15 protein-coding genes are annotated in these 17,781 nt (G+C 63.3%); 10 read left to right on the forward strand and 5 right to left on the reverse strand.

Annotated elements, in window-relative coordinates; translation table 11 throughout:
- Positions 1 to 7 precede the first annotated feature (7 nt).
- The 7 genes from cpdA (at position 8) to BLV47_RS26135 (ending at position 8,101) form a co-directional block, all read left to right on the forward strand.
- Complete coding sequence (cpdA, locus tag BLV47_RS26105) at positions 8 to 823, forward strand: 3',5'-cyclic-AMP phosphodiesterase (RefSeq protein WP_092319043.1); 816 nt, start codon at positions 8 to 10, stop codon at positions 821 to 823.
- Positions 824 to 890: 67 nt separating this feature from the next.
- Entirely contained in the window at positions 891 to 1,499 is a 609-nt protein-coding gene (locus tag BLV47_RS26110) for a YqiA/YcfP family alpha/beta fold hydrolase (protein WP_092319045.1), read from the forward strand.
- A gap of 42 nt (positions 1,500 to 1,541) precedes the next feature.
- Positions 1,542 to 3,446 (forward strand): DNA topoisomerase IV subunit B, encoded by a 1,905-nt coding sequence (gene parE, locus BLV47_RS26115; RefSeq protein WP_092319047.1) that lies wholly within the window; start codon positions 1,542 to 1,544, stop codon positions 3,444 to 3,446.
- The gene (locus BLV47_RS26120; protein WP_092319049.1) at positions 3,446 to 4,429 is read left to right on the forward strand and encodes an esterase-like activity of phytase family protein; all 984 of its coding nucleotides are present in this window, start codon (positions 3,446 to 3,448) and stop codon (positions 4,427 to 4,429) included. Before parE ends, BLV47_RS26120 begins: the two co-directional genes overlap by 1 nt.
- Positions 4,426 to 4,947, forward strand: a complete 522-nt coding sequence (locus tag BLV47_RS26125; RefSeq protein ID WP_092319051.1) for a retropepsin-like aspartic protease family protein — start codon at positions 4,426 to 4,428, stop codon at positions 4,945 to 4,947. The genes BLV47_RS26120 and BLV47_RS26125 overlap by 4 nt, the downstream gene beginning before the upstream one ends.
- Positions 4,948 to 4,954: 7 nt before the next feature.
- The gene (gene parC / locus BLV47_RS26130) at positions 4,955 to 7,213 is read left to right on the forward strand and encodes a DNA topoisomerase IV subunit A (RefSeq protein WP_092319053.1); all 2,259 of its coding nucleotides are present in this window, start codon (positions 4,955 to 4,957) and stop codon (positions 7,211 to 7,213) included.
- A gap of 177 nt (positions 7,214 to 7,390) precedes the next feature.
- Positions 7,391 to 8,101, forward strand: a complete 711-nt coding sequence (locus BLV47_RS26135) for a PqiC family protein (protein WP_092319055.1) — start codon at positions 7,391 to 7,393, stop codon at positions 8,099 to 8,101.
- Positions 8,102 to 8,320: 219 nt separating this feature from the next.
- Here BLV47_RS26135 and BLV47_RS26140 read toward each other — a convergent pair whose 3' ends face one another.
- Positions 8,321 to 9,847, reverse strand: a complete 1,527-nt coding sequence (locus tag BLV47_RS26140) for an AhpA/YtjB family protein (protein ID WP_092319057.1) — start codon at positions 9,845 to 9,847, stop codon at positions 8,321 to 8,323.
- A 133-nt stretch (positions 9,848 to 9,980) separates the two neighbouring features.
- Between BLV47_RS26140 and serB the strand changes: the two genes are divergently transcribed.
- Entirely contained in the window at positions 9,981 to 11,195 is a 1,215-nt protein-coding gene (gene serB / locus BLV47_RS26145) for a phosphoserine phosphatase SerB (RefSeq protein ID WP_092319059.1), read from the forward strand.
- Between the two features lie 71 nt (positions 11,196 to 11,266).
- On the opposite strand, the gene asd is transcribed toward serB, so the two are convergent.
- The 3 genes from asd to BLV47_RS26160 are packed head-to-tail and all read right to left on the reverse strand — an operon-like array spanning position 11,267 to position 14,543.
- Positions 11,267 to 12,127, reverse strand: a complete 861-nt coding sequence (gene asd, locus BLV47_RS26150) for an archaetidylserine decarboxylase (protein ID WP_092319061.1) — start codon at positions 12,125 to 12,127, stop codon at positions 11,267 to 11,269.
- Between the two features lie 18 nt (positions 12,128 to 12,145).
- Positions 12,146 to 12,961, reverse strand: coding sequence for a thiosulfate sulfurtransferase (gene rhdA / locus BLV47_RS26155; RefSeq protein ID WP_092319063.1), 816 nt, complete (start codon positions 12,959 to 12,961; stop codon positions 12,146 to 12,148).
- Between the two features lie 43 nt (positions 12,962 to 13,004).
- Positions 13,005 to 14,543: an HDOD domain-containing protein gene (locus BLV47_RS26160; RefSeq protein ID WP_092319065.1), complete on the reverse strand. Its 1,539-nt coding sequence runs from the start codon at positions 14,541 to 14,543 to the stop codon at positions 13,005 to 13,007.
- A 166-nt stretch (positions 14,544 to 14,709) separates the two neighbouring features.
- On the opposite strand from BLV47_RS26160, the gene motA reads away from it, so the two are divergent.
- Together motA and motB are read left to right on the forward strand one after the other, a co-directional pair.
- Positions 14,710 to 15,561 carry a flagellar motor stator protein MotA gene (gene motA / locus BLV47_RS26165; protein ID WP_092319067.1) on the forward strand — a complete coding sequence of 284 codons (852 nt, stop codon included), beginning with the start codon at positions 14,710 to 14,712 and terminating at the stop codon, positions 15,559 to 15,561.
- Between the two features lie 3 nt (positions 15,562 to 15,564).
- Positions 15,565 to 16,662, forward strand: coding sequence for a flagellar motor protein MotB (motB, locus tag BLV47_RS26170; RefSeq protein WP_092319069.1), 1,098 nt, complete (start codon positions 15,565 to 15,567; stop codon positions 16,660 to 16,662).
- Between the two features lie 52 nt (positions 16,663 to 16,714).
- Here the strand turns inward: motB and rsgA are convergent, their stop codons facing one another.
- The gene (gene rsgA, locus BLV47_RS26175) at positions 16,715 to 17,746 is read right to left on the reverse strand and encodes a small ribosomal subunit biogenesis GTPase RsgA (protein WP_016965247.1); all 1,032 of its coding nucleotides are present in this window, start codon (positions 17,744 to 17,746) and stop codon (positions 16,715 to 16,717) included.
- Between the last annotated feature and the right edge of the window lie 35 nt (positions 17,747 to 17,781).

Genomic DNA, 17,781 nt, shown 5'->3' on the forward strand with positions numbered 1-17,781 from the left:
GAACGCCGTGCCAAGCGTATCCGCACTGACTGCCGACGACTCGGTGCTGCTGGTGCAACTGTCCGATAGCCACCTGTTTGCCGACACCAACGGTGCGTTGCTGGGCATGAACACCGCCGACAGCCTACAACGGGTCATCGACCTGGTGCTGGCGCAGCAGCCGCGGATCGACCTGATGCTGGCCACCGGCGATCTGTCCCAGGACGGCACGCTGGAGTCCTATCAGCGCTTTCGTCAGTTGACCCGGCAGATTCCGGCACCAGGCCGCTGGTTGCCCGGTAATCATGACGAGCCGCAGGTCATGCAACTGGCGACGCGGGACAGCGATCTACTGGAGCCGGTCATCGATATCGGCAACTGGCGCATCACCCTGCTGGATTCGTCGGTGCCCGGTTCGGTGCCGGGCTATTTGCAGGACGACCAGTTGCAATTGCTGGCCCGCGCCCTGGGCGAGGCGCCTGAACGTCATCACCTGATTTGCCTGCACCACCATCCGGTGTCCATCGATTGCGCCTGGATGGAGCCCATCGGCCTGCGCAATGCAGAGGCGCTGTTCGCCGTGCTCGACCGCTTCCCCCAGGTTCGCGCCTTGCTCTGGGGGCATGTGCATCAGGAGATCGACCGCCTGCGTGGCGACGTGCGGCTGTTGGCCTCACCCTCCACCTGCATCCAGTTCGAACCCGGTAGCGACGATTTCAAGGTCGAAGAGCAGGTGCCCGGCTATCGCTGGCTGCGCCTGCTGCCCGATGGACGGCTGGAAACCGGTGTACAACGGGTCCACGGCTACGCATTTCGCATCGATTACGGCAGCAACGGCTACTGAAGCGGCTTCGTTAGCTGCCGTCATCCCTGTAAACTGCGGCTTTTGCCCAGGTGCACAGGGAGTTCGCATGTCCGGTTCGATCCTTTATATCCACGGCTTCAACAGTGCTCCCGCGTCGACCAAGGCCTCCCAGTTGCGGCGTGTCATGGAGCAGTTGGGGCTGGGCGATCACTTGCGCGTACCGGCCCTGCATCACCATCCACGCCAGGCCATTGGCCAGCTGGAACAGGCGATTGCCGAACTCGGTCGTCCATTGCTGGTCGGCAGCTCGCTCGGCGGCTACTATGCGACTCACCTTGCCGAGCGCTATGGCCTGAAAGCCCTGCTGATCAACCCTGCTGTCAGCCCGCACCGGATGTTCGACGGTTATCTGGGCACGCAGAAGAACCTATACACCGACGAAACCTGGGAACTGACCCACGACCACGTGGCGGCGCTGGCGGCGCTGGAAGTCGCGCCACCCCAGGACCCGCAGCGTTATCAGGTGTGGTTGCAGACCGGGGACGAGACGCTGGACTATCGCAGCGCCGAGCGTTACTACCGCGCCTGCGCCTTGCGCATCCAGGCCGGTGGCGATCATAGTTTCCAAGGTTTTACCGGACAATTGCCGGCGATATTGAATTTTGCCGGCATCACTGCCGATCAGTACCAGGCGATTGACTTCACCGCACTGTGAAGCCTCGCCCCATATTCATTGAACGACTAACGACGAGAACCCATGGCCACTCCCAGCGCTAGCTCTTATAACGCAGACGCCATCGAAGTCCTCTCGGGACTCGACCCGGTGCGCAAACGCCCGGGCATGTACACCGACACCACGCGGCCCAACCACCTGGCCCAGGAAGTCATCGACAACAGCGTCGACGAAGCCCTGGCCGGCCATGCGAAGTCGATACAGGTCATCCTGCACGCCGATCACTCCCTGGAAGTCTCCGACGACGGCCGCGGCATGCCCGTGGACATTCACCCGGAAGAGGGCGTCTCCGGGATCGAGCTGATCCTCACCAAGCTCCACGCCGGTGGCAAGTTCTCCAACAAGAACTACCAGTTCTCCGGCGGCCTGCACGGTGTGGGTATTTCCGTGGTCAACGCCCTGTCGAACCAGGTGCGGGTGCGGGTCAAGCGCGACGGCAACGAATACCAGATGACCTTCGCCGACGGCTACAAGGCCAGCGAGCTGGAAGTGGTCGGCACCGTCGGCAAGCGCAACACCGGCACCAGCGTGTACTTTGCCCCGGACCCGAAGTACTTCGATTCGCCGAAATTCTCCGTCAGCCGCCTCAAGCACGTGCTCAAGGCCAAGGCTGTGCTGTGCCCGGGGCTGCTGGTGAGCTTCGAGGACAAGTCCAGCGGCGAGAAGGTCGAGTGGCATTACGAAGATGGCCTGCGTTCCTACCTGGTGGACGCGGTCAGTGAATTCGAACGCCTGCCCAACGAGCCGTTCTGCGGCAGCCTGGCAGGCAACAAGGAAGCGGTGGACTGGGCCCTGCTGTGGCTGCCCGAAGGCGGCGACAGCGTTCAGGAAAGCTACGTCAACCTGATCCCCACGGCCCAGGGCGGTACCCACGTCAACGGCCTGCGCCAAGGCCTGCTGGATGCTATGCGCGAGTTCTGCGAATTCCGCAACCTGCTGCCCCGCGGCCTGAAGCTGGCTCCTGAAGACGTCTGGGAGCGCATTGCCTTCGTCCTGTCGATGAAGATGCAGGACGCGCAGTTTTCCGGCCAGACCAAGGAGCGGCTGTCGTCCCGCGAGGCGGCGGCATTCGTGTCCGGTGTGGTCAAGGACGCCTTCAGCCTGTGGCTCAACGCCAACCCCGAGCTGGGCATGCAACTGGCGGAACTGGCCATCAGCAACGCTGGCCGCCGCCTGAAGGCCAGCAAGAAGGTCGAGCGCAAGCGCATTACCCAGGGCCCGGCACTGCCCGGCAAGCTGGCTGACTGCGCCGGCCAGGACCCGATGCGTTCCGAACTGTTCCTGGTGGAAGGTGATTCCGCCGGCGGTTCGGCCAAGCAGGCGCGGGACAAGGAATTCCAGGCGATCCTGCCGTTGCGTGGCAAGATCCTCAACACCTGGGAAGTGGACGGCAGCGAAGTGCTGGCCAGCCAGGAAGTGCACAACATCGCCGTGGCCATCGGAGTCGATCCGGGCGCCGAGGACATGAGCCAACTGCGCTACGGCAAGATCTGCATCCTTGCCGACGCCGACTCCGACGGTCTGCACATCGCTACGTTGCTGTGTGCCCTGTTCGTCCAGCATTTCCGTCCGCTGGTGGATGCCGGCCACGTCTATGTAGCCATGCCGCCGCTGTATCGCATCGACCTGGGCAAGGAGATTTTCTACGCCCTGGACGAGGCCGAGCGCGACGGCATTCTCGATCGCCTGGTGGCCGAGAAGAAGCGTGGCAAGCCTCAGGTCACCCGATTCAAGGGGCTGGGTGAAATGAACCCGCCGCAACTGCGTGAAACCACCATGGACCCGAACACCCGGCGCCTGGTGCAGTTGACCCTGGACGACGTTGAAGCCACCGCAGAAGTCATGGACATGCTGCTGGCGAAGAAACGCGCCGGTGATCGCAAGTCCTGGCTGGAGTCCAAGGGCAACCTGGCCGAGGTGCAGGCCTGATGCACAGAGGCTTTGCCCTGGCCCTAGCGCTATTGGCAACCTCGGTGGCGGCCGCGCCTGCGCCCGAACTGACCTTGCTGTCCGAGCATCCTGTGGAAGGCATGCGCGGTGGCAATCTGTCCGGGCTGGCGCTGTGCGGCCAGGAGTTGTGGACGGTTTCCGACCGCGACGACGATCAGATCTACAAGCTCGATACCCGCGACAGCGTCTGGCAGGCCGAGGCCCTCAAGCTGGAAGTGCCGGCGGTGCCGGACACTGACTTGCCCTGGGGCTTGAAGTCGCGGACCTGGGCCGCGTCTTTCGTGCGTGGCGGCGACCTGGATTTCGAAGGCATCTCCTGCGACGCCGCGGGCAACAAATATGTGGTCAGCGAAGCCCATGCCACGGTGCTCAAAGTACCGGCGCAGGGTGCTCCGGCCTGGTTGAAAATTTCGCCGATCATGGTCCGAGAAGCTCGGGCCAGCGGCATGCTCCTGCATTTCAACGCCTTGTTCGAAGGCCTGGCGGTGAACCCCGCCGGGGACCGGATCTGGCTGGCGGCAGAGCGTGAGCGGCGCGGGCTTTTGTTGATCAAGCGCGGGCAGACCACCTGGGACTGTGATGGCGGTTGCGTGCTGCTCAGCGAAGCCGGCTCGGAAATGCAGCCACCGCAGGTGCCCAACGCCAAGGCGGTGTCCCGGGACTTTGCCGACCTGTCGCTGTTCGACGGCAAGCTGTTCACACTGGAGCGCAATGCCTACCAGATCTGCCGTCGGGATGCGCAGAGCGCCAAGGTCGAGCTGTGCTGGTCCTTTGCTGCCGAGGCGCTGCTGGAACACCGGCGTTATCCACAGCCTTACGGTTTGGCGGAGGCTCTGGTGGTGGACGCCAAGGGTGCCTGGATCGGGCTGGACAACAACAACGGCGCTCGCGCCGATGGCGAGTCCCGTCCCATCGTCTGGCGCTTTGCCGCCCCTGAAGGCGGCTGGAGTGCCAAGCCATGAGTCAGCAACCGGGCAAGAGCGCCGGGCGGGTGATGCTGATCATGGCCTGGGCCGCGGCGCTGTTCCTGGCCACGCGGTTCTTCGCCGACTGGGAAGCGCGTCAGGAGAACCCCAACACTGTCGTCAGCTCGCAACAACATGAGGGTTACATCGAAGTGACGCTGGTCGGTAACGGCCAGGGGCATTTCGTCGCCAGCGGCCATATCAATGGGCAGCCGGTGCAATTCATGCTCGATACCGGGGCCACCGAAGTCTCGATTCCTTCCGGGCTGGCCGAGCGCCTGGGCCTGGAGCACGGGGTGCCGGTGACCCTGAGTACCGCCAACGGGCGCAGCACAGGCTATCGGACCCGCATCGAGCGTCTGCAACTGGGGGATATCGTCCTTCAGGACGTCCGGGCCCTGGTGGCCCCGGGGCTCGACGGCGACCAGGTTTTACTGGGCATGAGCGCTTTGAAGAAACTTGAATTTACTCAGCGCGGCGGCACCATGCTGCTGCGCCAGACCACGAACCAATGAGGCCCGCATGAGCGACTCCCTTGATCTCAGCCTGGATGGCGTAGAACGCCGGTCACTGGCTGACTTCACCGAAAGTGCCTACCTCAACTACTCCATGTACGTGATCATGGACCGTGCTCTGCCGCACATCGGCGACGGCCTGAAACCGGTACAGCGGCGTATCGTCTACGCCATGAGTGAGCTGGGGCTGGATGCCGATTCCAAGCACAAGAAATCCGCGCGTACCGTGGGCGACGTGCTCGGCAAGTTCCACCCGCACGGCGACTCCGCCTGCTACGAAGCCATGGTGCTGATGGCCCAGCCGTTCAGCTACCGCTACACGCTGGTGGACGGTCAGGGCAACTGGGGCGCACCGGACGATCCCAAGTCCTTCGCGGCCATGCGTTACACCGAGGCGCGCCTGTCGCGCTATTCCGAAGTGCTGCTCAGCGAGCTGGGCCAGGGCACTGCGGATTGGGGACCGAACTTCGACGGCACCCTGCAGGAGCCGCTGGTATTGCCGGCGCGTTTGCCGAATATCCTGCTCAACGGCACCACCGGTATCGCCGTGGGCATGGCCACCGATGTGCCGCCGCACAACCTGCGGGAAGTGGCTTCGGCCTGCGTGCGCCTGCTGGATGAGCCCAAGGCCACGGTGGAACAGCTCTGCGAGCATATCCAGGGTCCGGACTACCCCACCGAAGCGGAGATCATCACGCCGCGCGCCGATCTGCTGAAGATCTACGAAAGCGGCCGCGGCTCGGTGCGCATGCGCGCCGTGTATCGGATCGAGGATGGCGACATCATTGTCACCGCGCTGCCGCATCAGGTGTCCGGGGCCAAGGTGCTGGAGCAGATCGCCGCGCAGATGCAGGCCAAGAAGCTGCCCATGGTGGCGGACCTGCGAGACGAGTCGGATCATGAGAACCCCTGCCGCATCGTGATCATCCCGCGCTCCAACCGGGTCGATCCCGATGAGCTGATGCAGCACCTGTTCGCCACCACCGAGCTGGAATCGACCTACCGGGTCAACATCAACATCATCGGTCTGGACGGCAAGCCACAGTTGAAGAACCTGCGGGCGCTGCTGGTGGAGTGGCTGGAGTTCCGGGTGGCCACCGTGCGTCGTCGCCTGCAGTTCCGCCTGGACAAGGTCGAACGTCGCCTGCACCTGTTGGACGGCTTGCTGATCGCCTACCTCAACCTGGATGAAGTGATCCACATCATCCGCACCGAGGAGCATCCACGGGCCAAGCTGATCGAGCGTTTTGCCCTCAGCGAAATCCAGGCCGACTACATCCTCGACACCCGTCTGCGGCAACTGGCGCGTCTGGAAGAGATGAAGCTGCGGGCCGAGCAGGACGAGTTGCTCAAGGAGCAGGCCAAGCTGCAAGCCCTGCTCAACAGCGAAACCAAGCTGAAGAAGCTGGTGCGCACCGAATTGCTGCAAGACGCGGAAACCTACGGCGACGATCGTCGTTCGCCGATCGTCGCTCGCGCGGAAGCCAAGGCCCTCTCGGAAAACGAGCTGATGCCCACCGAGCCGGTGACCATCGTTCTGTCGGAAAAAGGCTGGGTCCGTTGCGCCAAGGGGCATGATATTGACGCCACGGGTCTGTCTTACAAGGCCGGTGACGGCTACAAGACCGCCGCTGCCGGGCGCTCCAACCAGTTTGCGGTGTTTATCGATTCCACCGGCCGCAGTTACTCGGTGGCGGCCCACACGCTGCCATCGGCCCGTGGCCAGGGCGAGCCGCTGACCGGTCGCCTGACGCCGCCGCCAGGTGCGACCTTCGAATGCGTGCTGCTGCCGGATGACGAGGCTCTGTATGTGATTGCATCCGACGCGGGCTACGGTTTCGTGGTCAAGGGCGAGGATCTGCAGGCCAAGAACAAGGCGGGCAAGGCGCTGCTGAGTCTGCCGAACAACGCCAAGGTTCTGGCGCCGCGGCCAGTGGCCGATCGCGAGCAGAACTGGCTGGCCTCGGTGACCACCGAGGGGCGTCTGCTCGTGTTCAAGATCAGCGACCTGCCGCAGTTGGGCAAAGGCAAGGGCAACAAGATCATCGGCATTCCCGGTGAGCGGGTGGCCAGCCGTGAAGAGTACGTCACCGATATCGCGGTGTTGCCGGATGGCGCGACCCTGGTGTTGCAGGCGGGCAAGCGCACCTTGTCGCTGAAGGCCGACGACCTTGAGCACTACAAGGGCGAGCGCGGGCGCCGGGGCAACAAACTGCCGCGCGGATTCCAGCGGGTCGACGCGTTGTTGGTAGAGCCTCTCAGTTGAGTGTCGGCCAGAGCGTTTGATCCTGGATTTAAGCAGTGGATCGATGCTGGAACACTGGAGTCAAGGCGCATATTCACGGATGATATGCGCTTTCAAACGCCGGCCTTGCCGGCGTTATTCAATTTTTTTGAGTATTTACACTGTGGCCAGCCTTGTGGCAGCCACCTGGATGGGATGATGACTGCTCTGCGCCTTCCTCTTGTTTTTCTGCTCGCGGGCGTTCTTGGCCTGGCGGGTTGCAGCGTGCACCAGCCGGTGTCGCTGTATCAGCTGGACAGCGGAAGTCCAGCCCAGCCGGCCAGTGCCGGCATGTCGGTATTGTTGGGACCGGTGCTGATCGCCGATTACCTGCAACGCGAAACCCTCCTGCAACGCCAGGACGATGGCAGCCTGCAAGCCTCCACCGATGGTCGTTGGGCGGGCAGCCTGTCTTCGGACATCGACCAGCTGCTGTTGCGCCAGGTGGCCGGCCATCTGGACAGCCAGCGCGTAGTGCTGGCGCCGGCGACCAGCGGCTTCACCCCGGATGTACAGGTTCTGCTGTCGATCACTCGCCTGGATTCGGGCAAGTCGCAGCCGGCGGTGCTGGATGCGCAGTGGCGTCTGATCGATCGGCGCGGTCAGGTGCGGGATAACCGCATCGTGCACCTGCAGGAGCAGCATGCGGGCACCACCGCTTCCCAGGTCCAGGCTCAGGGCGTGTTGTTGCAGCGTCTGGCCGAGCAACTGTCGGTCGCCCTCAAGCCCCTGGCCAACCAGCCGGCCGTGGCGGAAGTGCCGCGCAAGGCGCCGCCGGCACCGGTGGCCAAGCCGGTGGAGCAGGGGAAACAGCCGAAGATTCCGATGGCCACGCCGATCCGCACGGATATGGAAGTGTTCCGGTTCTGACGTAAGTGGCTGCAAGACAAGGCCCGCCCATTGGCGGGCCTTGTCGTTTCTGCAGTGGGGTGGCGAGGCCTGGTGGCATTTTTCGCTGGCAAGCCAGCTCCTACCGGGTTTGCGGGGCTGTTGTAGGAGCTGGCTTGCCAGCGAAGGGCTCCACGTTGCCCGCCCGCCGAACACAAAAAAGCCCGCACTTGGCGGGCTTTTTTGTGTTCGGGGGCTGCCTTACAGCCTGGCCCGCGTCTCATGCATGCGCGCCAGTTGCCGCTCCAGCATGGAGGGGTAGGGCTCCATCAGGCGTTCAACGCAGCAGGCGCCTTCCGGGCTGGCGATAGGACGGATGCGTGCGCGCTGACGGATCAAGGCGTCGTCATTGACCTGGCGTTCCACCAGCAGCAGGTTGCGGCTGTGCTGGGACAGTGCCAAGGCATCCTGGGCGCTTTCGGTCAGCAGCAGGTCGATCTGGCTCAGGCCAAACAGGTCTTCGCCCAGCGTCAGGCCTAGTTGCAATTGCAGGGTGATGCCGCTGTCCGCCACCTCGATCTGCAGGGCATGGCCCAGGGCGCGCAGCAGTTCGCCGCAGCAGATGGCGTTGGTCAGGTAGTCGTCGCCGCTGTCTTCGCTGTGGAACAGCATCAGCGTGCTGCCGTCATTCAGGGTGTGCAGCTCGCTCTGGTAGAGCGAGGCGGCCTGATCCAGGCAGTCACGATAGCGCTCCAGCAATTCCATCAGGCGTGCCCGTGGCAGGCGTCGCAGTTGTTCCTGGGCTCCCAGTTGCACCGCGAGTACCGCGCTGTGCTGAGGCTGGGCGGGCGTTTGCGGTTGCAGCGCCGGTTTGGGCGCGGGTGTCGACGAGTGATCACGCAACTCGGCGAACGGATCTTCCTCGTCCAGTTCGTCCTCCTCGGCGCTGACCAAGTGCCGTGGAGCAGGCTTCAGGCCGGCTACGGGCGCGCTTTGATCAAAGCTCGGATCGCGCAGGTTGCGCACTTCGAACCCGGGCTCGGGGGCCTCGTCGGCCTCGTCTTCCAGCTCAGGTTGAGGCTCTGGCTCGGGCTTTTCCGGCACCAGGCGGGCGTGCAGCTGGCGCGCCAGATCGCCGATCTCGTCCTGGCGCTGAGTGGCCGGTGTGTGTTCATCCAAGTCCCGCAGCCAAACACGCAGTTGCAGCAACGGGGTGGAGATATGGCGACCCAGGCGCAGGCTCAGGGCCAGCGCCAGGGCCAGCAGGATGGCGCTGAGGATGCCCATGCTCTGCAGGCTGATGGTCATTGGCTGCTGGAACTGCGCCATGTCCAGGCTGATCCGCAGGTTGCCGGCGGTCACGTCCTGAAAGGTGATCTTGGTCTGGTACACGCCCTCGGTTTCGCCCAGCAGGCTGCTCTTGGGGCGCTGTCCGGCCTCGGCGAGGATGCGGTTGTCGACGCTGTAGATCGCCGCGTGGGCCACCAGCGGGTTCTTGGTCAGGTTGTTGAGCAGGACGTTGAGGCTGAGGATGTCGTTGGACACCAGCAGCTCGGTGGCCGAGGTGGCGGTCTGGGTGGTCAGGCTCTGACCCAGGGCATCGGCCTGTTCGTGCATGGCTTGCTTGAACTGCAGGCCCATCACGCCGGCATAGATCACCAGGGCCAGGGCGACCAGGATCACGTTATGGCTGGCAATGCGCAATGCAATCGGCACACGACGATGGCGCAGTGCACGGAAGATCAGCAGGAAGAAGTTGTCGGTTTTGACTGGCGTGGGCCGGTTCACTGAGCTCGGCTCTTTTGTCCGTGAATTTGACGCGCAGTATAGCGACAGGCCCTAGACCGGCAAAGCGCTGGCTGTGCCCGATGGTCACCGAAAGTGGGTAGAATGCGCTTTTTTTCCACCTCGGGGGTGCGCCTTGCGCGAAATTGTCCTGATCAACATCACCGGCGAAGATCGTCCCGGTCTGACTGCGGCCATTACCGGCGTTCTGGCCCAGGGCGGTGTGAACATTCTCGACATCGGTCAGGCGGTGATCCACGACACCTTGTCGTTCGGCATCCTGGTTGAAATCCCGAGCAACGAACAGAGCTCCTCGGTGCTCAAGGACATTCTGTTCACCGCCTACAAGCTCGACCAGCAGGTGCGTTTCACGCCGGTGTCCGAAGACGATTACCAGCAGTGGGTCGACGGCCAGGGCAAGCAACGCCATATCGTCACCCTGCTGACCCGCAAGGTCACCGCCGAGCAGTTGCAGCGGGTGAGCTCAATCACTGCCAAGTACGGTCTGAACATCGATCATATCGATCGCCTGTCCGGGCGCATGCCCCTGGATATGCCGGCGGATCAGGGCAAGGGCTGCATCGAGTTCTCGGTGCGTGGCGAGGCCGCTGACCCACAAGCGCTGCGGGCCGAGTTCCTCAGCGTGTCTCAGGAGCTGAACGTCGACATCGCCTTCCAGGAAGATTCGCTGTTCCGCCGCAACCGCCGCCTGGCGGTGTTCGACATGGACTCGACGTTGATCGAAGCCGAGGTCATCGACGAGTTGGCCAAGGCGGCAGGCGTAGGTGATCGGGTGGCGGAAATCACTGAGCGGGCCATGGCCGGTGAGCTGGATTTTCGTGCCAGCTTCAAGGAACGCCTGGCCTTGCTCAAGGGGCTGGATGTCAGCGTGCTGGATTCCATCGGTGCCTCATTGCGCCTGACCGAAGGCGCCGAAACCCTGTTTGCCGAACTCAAGCGTCTGGGCTACAAGACCGCCATTCTTTCCGGCGGCTTCACCTACTTCGCCAAGCAGTTGCAGGCCAAGCTGGGCATCGACTACGTGTTCGCCAACGAGCTGGAAGTGGTGGACGGCAAGGTGACCGGCGTGGCGGTGGAGCCGATTGTCGACGCTCAGCGCAAGGCTGATCTGCTGCGCGAGCTGGCGCACAAGGAAGGCCTGCGCCTGGAGCAGACCATCGCTGTCGGTGATGGCGCCAACGACCTGCCGATGCTGGGTATTGCCGGCCTGGGCGTGGCATTCCGTGCCAAGCCGCTGGTCAAGCAGTCGGCCAAGCAGGCGATCTCCACCCTGGGCCTGGATGGGGTGCTGTATCTGCTGGGCTTCCGCGATCGCGACGGTCAGCTCTGAGCGGTGTGGAAAAGCCCCGTGCATAAAAAACGCCGCTGATCAGCGGCGTTTTTCTTTCCGGTATCTTCGCCTCAGGCCTTGGGCAGGCCCAGGCCCTGGCCCATCCGCACTGGCGAACCGGCGGCCAGTTCTTCTGCCCACTGCACCTGGTCCGGGCCAAACAGCACGATGGCCGTGGAGCCCAGCTTGAAGCGCCCCATTTCGGCGCCTTTTTCCAGATGGATCGGCGCCCGGGCAGCTTCGTCATAGCGCACGGTCTTGAGTTCGCGCTTGGGTGGCGTTACCAGGCCGGCCCAGACGGTTTCGATCGAAGCCACGATCATGGCACCCACCAGTACCAGCGCCATCGGCCCGCGTTCGGTGTCGAAAATGCACACTACGCGCTCGTTGCGGGCGAACAATTCAGGCACGTTCTCGGCAGTGGTCTGGTTCACCGAGAAGATCCGGCCCGGAACATAGACCATTTCTCGCAGGGTGCCGGCCAGCGGCATGTGCACCCGGTGATAGTCCTTGGGCGACAGGTAGATAGTGGCAAAGTCGCCGCCCATGAACGGCTGGGCCAGGGCCGGATCGCCCCCCAGCAGTTCCAGCACGCTGTAGCTGTGGCCCTTGGCCTGGAATACCCGGCCATGTTCGATCGGGCCCAATTGGCTGACAGCGCCGTCGGCAGGGCTGAGCACTGCGCCCGGCGTCGGGTCCAGCGGTCGTGCGCCATCTTTCAGGGCGCGGGTGAAGAAGGCGTTGAAGTGTTCGTAGGCGGTCACGTCCTCGACCTGGGCCTCGGACATGTTCACTTGATACTGCTTGGCGAACCAGCGGGTGAAGGCATTCTTGAACCAGCGCACGCGGCACTCGGCAATGCAGCCGGCCAGGCGCGACAGCAGGTGGTGAGGCAGCAGGTACTGGCTGAGGATGAACAAGCGCTTTTTCATTGGGTGTCCTTAAAAACCTTAAATCTCTACGGGCGTATCGGGATGATTGCCCCATTCGCCCCAGGAGCCGGCGTAGCCCTTGACCCGTGGGTAGCCCAGCGCCTTGGCCACCAGGTAGGTGAAGCCGGAGCGGTGGTGGGTCTGGCAGTGGGTGATGATTTCTTTGTCTTTGCTGATGCCCAGGTCCATGAGGATCTGCGGCATGTCGCGGCGGATGCGCAGGTGGCGTGCCTGATCCATGCCGGCGGTCCACTCGAAGTTCACCGCGCCGGGGATATGTCCGCCCTTGGCAGCCAGGACCTTCTCGCCGGAGTACTCCAGCGGGCCACGAGCGTCCCAGATTGCCAGGTCGGCGGCGCCAAGGCGGCTTTGCAGGTATTCGCGGGTGGCGGTGGGTTCGTCATGCAGGGTCAGCGGCACCGGAGCGCCTGCCGCAGGTGGCACTTCGGTGCTCACGGGCAGGCTTTCTGCCAGCCAGGCCGGCAGGCCGCCATCCAGGTAGTGGTAGCGGCCGTGGCCGATCACGTCCAGAAGCCAGATGAAGCGCCCGGCCCAGCCGCCGCCTTCGTCGTCATAGACCACGTAGACCGCGTCCGGGTTGTGCCCGAGTTCGCCGAACAGCGCTTCAAGGGCGTGCTGCGGCGGTAGCAGTCCGGGGGCGGGGGGCTGGCCGAGCTGAGTGCGCTTGGGGTCGACGAAGCGCGCCCCGGGGATATGCCCGGTGGCATAGCGGGCGGCGCTGGTCAGGTCGACCAGGATCAGTTGGCGGGCGTCGAGGCGGGCGAGCAAGTCGCTCGGCTCGATGACCAGCGGCAAGCCAGAGAAGTCAGACATGTGAGGTCCCCAGGGCACAAAGGGTGGGATTGTAGCGCAAGCGTCATTGGCTGCGGTTGGTAAAGCTGTGCAAGGCTTTTTCGATGCACTGCGCGGTCTTGCCGAATGCCTGGACACTGATTTCCGAGAACGGCACGCCGCCCTGGTCGGCGATCACCAGCATCAGTACCCGACCATTGCAGGACAGCGAACGCAGCAGCAGGTGGTCGCCACGGAACAACTGGCGCAATTGTCCCGGCAGGTGGGAGGAGTACTGTGCATTGTTGGCCGGTGTCAGGCGCACCTGGGCGGATTTTTCCAGCAAGCGCTGCAGCAGCGAACTCTGTTTGGTCTGCAGAGTCAGCCCCACAGCCTCCTTGGGCAAGCCATATAACTGTTGTACTCGCAGATGACTCAGGCTGCGGTCGACCATCAGCAGCAGTACCCGACGCATGCCGCATGCCACCAGCGCGTCTCTGGCAAAGCTGGTGAGATGCACGGCATTGGTAAAGGGGCTTTGTTCGAGCAGCAGCTCGCTGCAGGCCTTGCGCCACTTGGCCAGTTCTTCGGCGGTGGGTGCCGGCGCCGGCTGTTCACCGCTATGCAGGCGGCGCGCGTCCCATGGCCAAAGCAGTGCCTGGGCCGGATGCCAGAGGTCGGGCTGGCTGTCATGGCGGGCGCTGGTCGCGGCCTGCTGGTGCAGCTGTTGCTGGACCTGGGCGATCGGCATCTGCAGGTAGAGCCCGGTGAGGTTCTGCCAGCGTCGACCGTGGGGGTTGTTCCAGGAGTGTTGTGCCGCCAGGGCCAGGCCGTTGGCCAGCAATACGCAGTTGGCCGGCTGGTTCAGCCAGCGCTGCAGGTCCGGATCGGCGTCCAGGCGTTGCTGCTGGCGCAGGGGATGTTCGTTGTCACGGGCGATCAGCATGGCCTTGGCCAGTTGACGTCGCTCCCGGGTCAGCAGGCGGTAACCCTGCTGCACCCAGATCGGCAAGTGCCAGACCTGCACCAGCGCCTGGCACAGTTCCATCAGGCGCACGCCGAACAGCTGCATCTCCACCTTGCGTGCCGATTCATGCTTATAGATGACCCGCAGCTCCCACTCTTCCATGAGCTTGGGATAGACCAGCGCCATGGCCCACAGCGGCGACAGGAACAGCAGGCTACCCCAGTGAATGTCCTGCCACAGCCGCGCCAGGCGCCCGGCAAAAAAGCCGTTGGCTTGCTGAGTGGCGTGCTGGCTGATCAGTTGCAGTTGCCGCAGCTCCTTGGGGATCTTTTCCTCGGGCAGGGTCGGCAGTTGTTCCAGCAGTTCTTCGGTGCGCTTGAGCCCCAGGCGGTTGACCGCGACCTCCAGGTTTTCCGCCGCTTCGCTCATGCTGCCATGGGAATGCCGGTTGGCTTCGCGGATCACGCTCAAGGCCAGCGCCGGACTGTTCTGCATCAGGTCGGCGATATCCCGCAGTGAACTGCGGTTGTTGGCGATGGCTTTGCACACGCGATCATGGTTGGCTTGCGGCACCGGTAGACGCACGCCATTGAGCAGCTTTACCCAGGCGTCGAGAGAGGTGGGCGGGGAATGTGGGACGCTGGTTTCATTAGACATGGTTGGGCGCAATCATCGTCTGCTTTGAACACGCCCAGAGCGGGCCAAACTGGCTTTTCGCCTTAACTGGCTATAGTCTGGCGCAGTTTTGCCGATAAGTAGAAGAAGAGTTTTAAGAACTTCCGAATATGACCTTGAACCCGACTCAATAAGTACTCTCCTACCTATGGCTAAAATTATCGGCATCATCGTCGTATTCGCGAGCGTGCTCGGCGGATACGTGCTCTCTCACGGCAAAATCGCTGCTCTGATCCAGCCCTTCGAGGTCATGATCATCGGTGGCGCCGCCTTCGGTGCATTCCTGCAGGCCAACCCGGGCTACATGACGATGCACGTCGTGAAAAAATCCCTGGGCATGTTCAGCTCGCGTTTTACTCACACTTTCTATCTGGAAGTGCTGGGACTGATCTACGAGATCCTCAACAAGAGTCGTCGCGAAGGCATGATGGCGATCGAGGGTGATATCGAAGATGCCGCGGCCAGTCCGATCTTCGCCAAGTATCCGGCAGTGCTGAAGGATGAACGCATGACGGCGTTCATCTGTGACTACCTGCGCATCATGTCCTCCGGCAACATGGCGCCCCACGAGCTTGAGGGCTTGTTCGACATGGAGCTGTTCAGTCTCAAGGAAGACCTCGAGCATCCATCCCACGCGGTGACCGGGATCGCCGATGCCATGCCGGGCTTCGGTATCGTCGCGGCGGTACTGGGTATCGTGGTGACCATGGCGTCCCTGGGCGATGGCGACCAGAAGTCTATCGGCCTGCACGTAGGTGCGGCGCTGGTGGGTACCTTCTTCGGTATTCTGGCGGCCTATGGTTTCTTCGGCCCTCTGGCGACTTCGCTGTCCCACGACGCCAAGGAAGAACTCAATGTCTACGAAGCCATCAAGGCGTCCCTGGTAGCTTCCGCTTCCGGCGTTCCGCCTTCGCTGGCGGTGGAATTCGGGCGCAAGGTCCTGTATCCGGCCCATCGTCCTAGCTTCGCCGAGCTGGAACAAGCGGTTCGCGGTCGCTAAGTCATGGAAAATAATCAGCCGATTATCATCAAGCGCGTCAAGCGCTTTGCTGGCGGGCATCACGGGGGCGCCTGGAAAATCGCCTTCGCCGACTTCGCCACGGCGATGATGGCGTTCTTCCTGGTGTTGTGGCTGCTGTCCACCGCGACCCCGGAACAGAAGATCGCCATCGCCGGTTACTTCAAGGACCCGATCGGCTTCTCGGAAAGCGGCACGCCGTACATCATCGACCTGGGCGGCTCTCCGCAGCTGGCGCCGGAAAACACCCTCAACCCCGAGGTCAAGTCCCAGCCGCAGCCGGACAAGGTCACGGTGGATGCCGAGCAAGTGGAAGGCATGGCCGAGCAGGTGGAGCGCGAGCGTCTCGAGCTGTTGCTGCAAGAGCTGCAGAACAAGGTCGAAGAGAATCCCCAGTTGCAGAAGTTCAAGGACCAGATTCTTTTCGAGATCACTCCGGACGGCTTGCGGATCCAGATCATGGACGCCGAGAACCGGCCGATGTTCGACTCTGGCAGCGCGCGCCTGAAGCCGTATTTCGAGGACATCCTGCTGGCCATGGCCGACACCATCAAGGCGGTGCCGAACAAGATCAGCATCAGCGGTCACACCGATGCCACGCCTTATGCCGGCAGTGGCGAGTTCGGCAACTGGGAACTGTCCGCCAACCGTGCCAACGCTGCGCGTCGGGCATTGGTGGCCGGTGGTTATCCTGATCCGCAAGTGGCTCGGGTGGTGGGTTTTGCCTCTTCGGCGCTGTTCGATCGCAAGAACCCGCTCAATCCGGTCAACCGGCGGATCGACATTGTGGTACTGACCAAGAAGGCCCAGCGTGCCATCGAGGGTGAACAGGTCGATCCCCAGGCGCCAACGCCGACTCAAGGCAGCGGGGCTCCCGGAGAAGTACCGGCCGACCCCCACGCCTTGCCGCCGGGCAGCGAACCGCTGCCGGCTCACGAGGTGCGCCAGCGTCTGAATATCTTTGAGGACGGAGTGCTGAAGATGGATGAGCAGGGGGCTGCGGGTCAGGCCCCCGCTGGCAAGCCGGCGGCGCCGGCACCTCAGCCAGCGGCACCCCCGGCTTCATCGGGAAGCGCCAAGTAAGTAACGAAAAGGCCGCGATCTTCGCGGCCTTTTCGTGTCTGGAGCAGAGGGTTCAGTAGCTGCTGTCGGGCAGGCTGGCGAGAATCGAGCGGTAGCTGTTCATCCGTTGTTGCTGGATGCGCCCGTCTTCCAGGGCTTTGAGCAAGGCGCAGCCCGGTTCGCGATCATGCTTGCAATCGCGGAAGCGGCAGGTGCCCAGCAGGTCGTTGAACTCGATGAAGCCGGCCTCGACGTCGGCGCGGCTGACATGCCCCAGGCCAAATTCGCGGATACCGGGGGAGTCGATCAGTTCGCCGCCGCCGGGGAAGTGGAACAGGCGCGCGGTGGTGGTGGTATGGGTGCCCTGTCCGGAAAACTCCGACAGCGGCCCGACCCGGGTTTCGACTTCCGGCAGCAGGCTGTTGACCAGGGAGGACTTGCCCACCCCTGACTGGCCTACGAATACACTGATGCGGCCGTCCAGCAAGGCCTGCAGTTGCTCCATGCCGTCGCCGTGGTGCGCCGAAACTTCCAGCAGCGGGTAGCCCAACTGGCGATAGACCGCCAGCAAGGCATTGAGTGCCGGGGCGTTCTGCTCGTCGATCAGGTCGGCCTTGTTCAGGAGCAGCAACGGGCGGATGCCGGCGTGCTCGGCGGCCACCAGGTAGCGATCGATGAGGTTGGCGTGGGGTTCGGGCATGGGCGCGAACACGATCACGATCATGTCGACGTTGGCGGCTACCGGTTTGAGCTGGCCGCGGCTGTCCGGGCGGCACAGCTCGGTGCTGCGCGGCAGTTGCGCGACGATCACGCCGATCCCTTGATTGCCGGCGCGCCAGACTACCTGGTCACCGGTTACCAATGCCGGCAGGTTGGCCCGCAGATAGCAGCGGAACACCTGGCCGGCCAGCTCGCCTTCGCGCGCCTCGACCTCAACCTGTACGCCGAAGTGGGCGATGACCAGGCCGGTCTGTTCCGGGCCCAGGTCGCCACCTTCGAGCGCCTCAACGGCAGAGGACTCGCGTTTGGCGGCGCGGGCAGCGCGCTCACCCTGAATCTTTTCGATGCGCCAGTTTTGGCGACGATTGAGCTGGCGTTTGGCCATTGGTGTTCCGTGTCGATAATTACGGCGGTTGGGTA

Origin of the sequence: Pseudomonas saponiphila, from assembly GCF_900105185.1 — a bacterium.
Taxonomy (GTDB): Bacteria; Pseudomonadota; Gammaproteobacteria; order Pseudomonadales; family Pseudomonadaceae; genus Aquipseudomonas; species Aquipseudomonas saponiphila.

What these genes read in the sequence shown, in the direction of transcription:
- BLV47_RS26110 (WP_092319045.1), top strand. Translation starts at nt 891, where the DNA reads ATGTCCGGTTCGATCCTTTATATCCACGGCTTCAACAGTGCTCCCGCG.
- parE (WP_092319047.1), top strand. Translation starts at nt 1,542, where the DNA reads ATGGCCACTCCCAGCGCTAGCTCTTATAACGCAGACGCCATCGAAGTC.
- BLV47_RS26120 (WP_092319049.1), top strand. Translation starts at nt 3,446, where the DNA reads ATGCACAGAGGCTTTGCCCTGGCCCTAGCGCTATTGGCAACCTCGGTG.
- BLV47_RS26125 (WP_092319051.1), top strand. Translation starts at nt 4,426, where the DNA reads ATGAGTCAGCAACCGGGCAAGAGCGCCGGGCGGGTGATGCTGATCATG.
- parC (WP_092319053.1), top strand. Translation starts at nt 4,955, where the DNA reads ATGAGCGACTCCCTTGATCTCAGCCTGGATGGCGTAGAACGCCGGTCA.
- BLV47_RS26135 (WP_092319055.1), top strand. Translation starts at nt 7,391, where the DNA reads ATGACTGCTCTGCGCCTTCCTCTTGTTTTTCTGCTCGCGGGCGTTCTT.
- asd (WP_092319061.1), bottom strand. Translation starts at nt 12,127, where the DNA reads ATGAAAAAGCGCTTGTTCATCCTCAGCCAGTACCTGCTGCCTCACCAC.
- rhdA (WP_092319063.1), bottom strand. Translation starts at nt 12,961, where the DNA reads ATGTCTGACTTCTCTGGCTTGCCGCTGGTCATCGAGCCGAGCGACTTG.
- BLV47_RS26160 (WP_092319065.1), bottom strand. Translation starts at nt 14,543, where the DNA reads ATGTCTAATGAAACCAGCGTCCCACATTCCCCGCCCACCTCTCTCGAC.
- motA (WP_092319067.1), top strand. Translation starts at nt 14,710, where the DNA reads ATGGCTAAAATTATCGGCATCATCGTCGTATTCGCGAGCGTGCTCGGC.
- motB (WP_092319069.1), top strand. Translation starts at nt 15,565, where the DNA reads ATGGAAAATAATCAGCCGATTATCATCAAGCGCGTCAAGCGCTTTGCT.
- rsgA (WP_016965247.1), bottom strand. Translation starts at nt 17,746, where the DNA reads ATGGCCAAACGCCAGCTCAATCGTCGCCAAAACTGGCGCATCGAAAAG.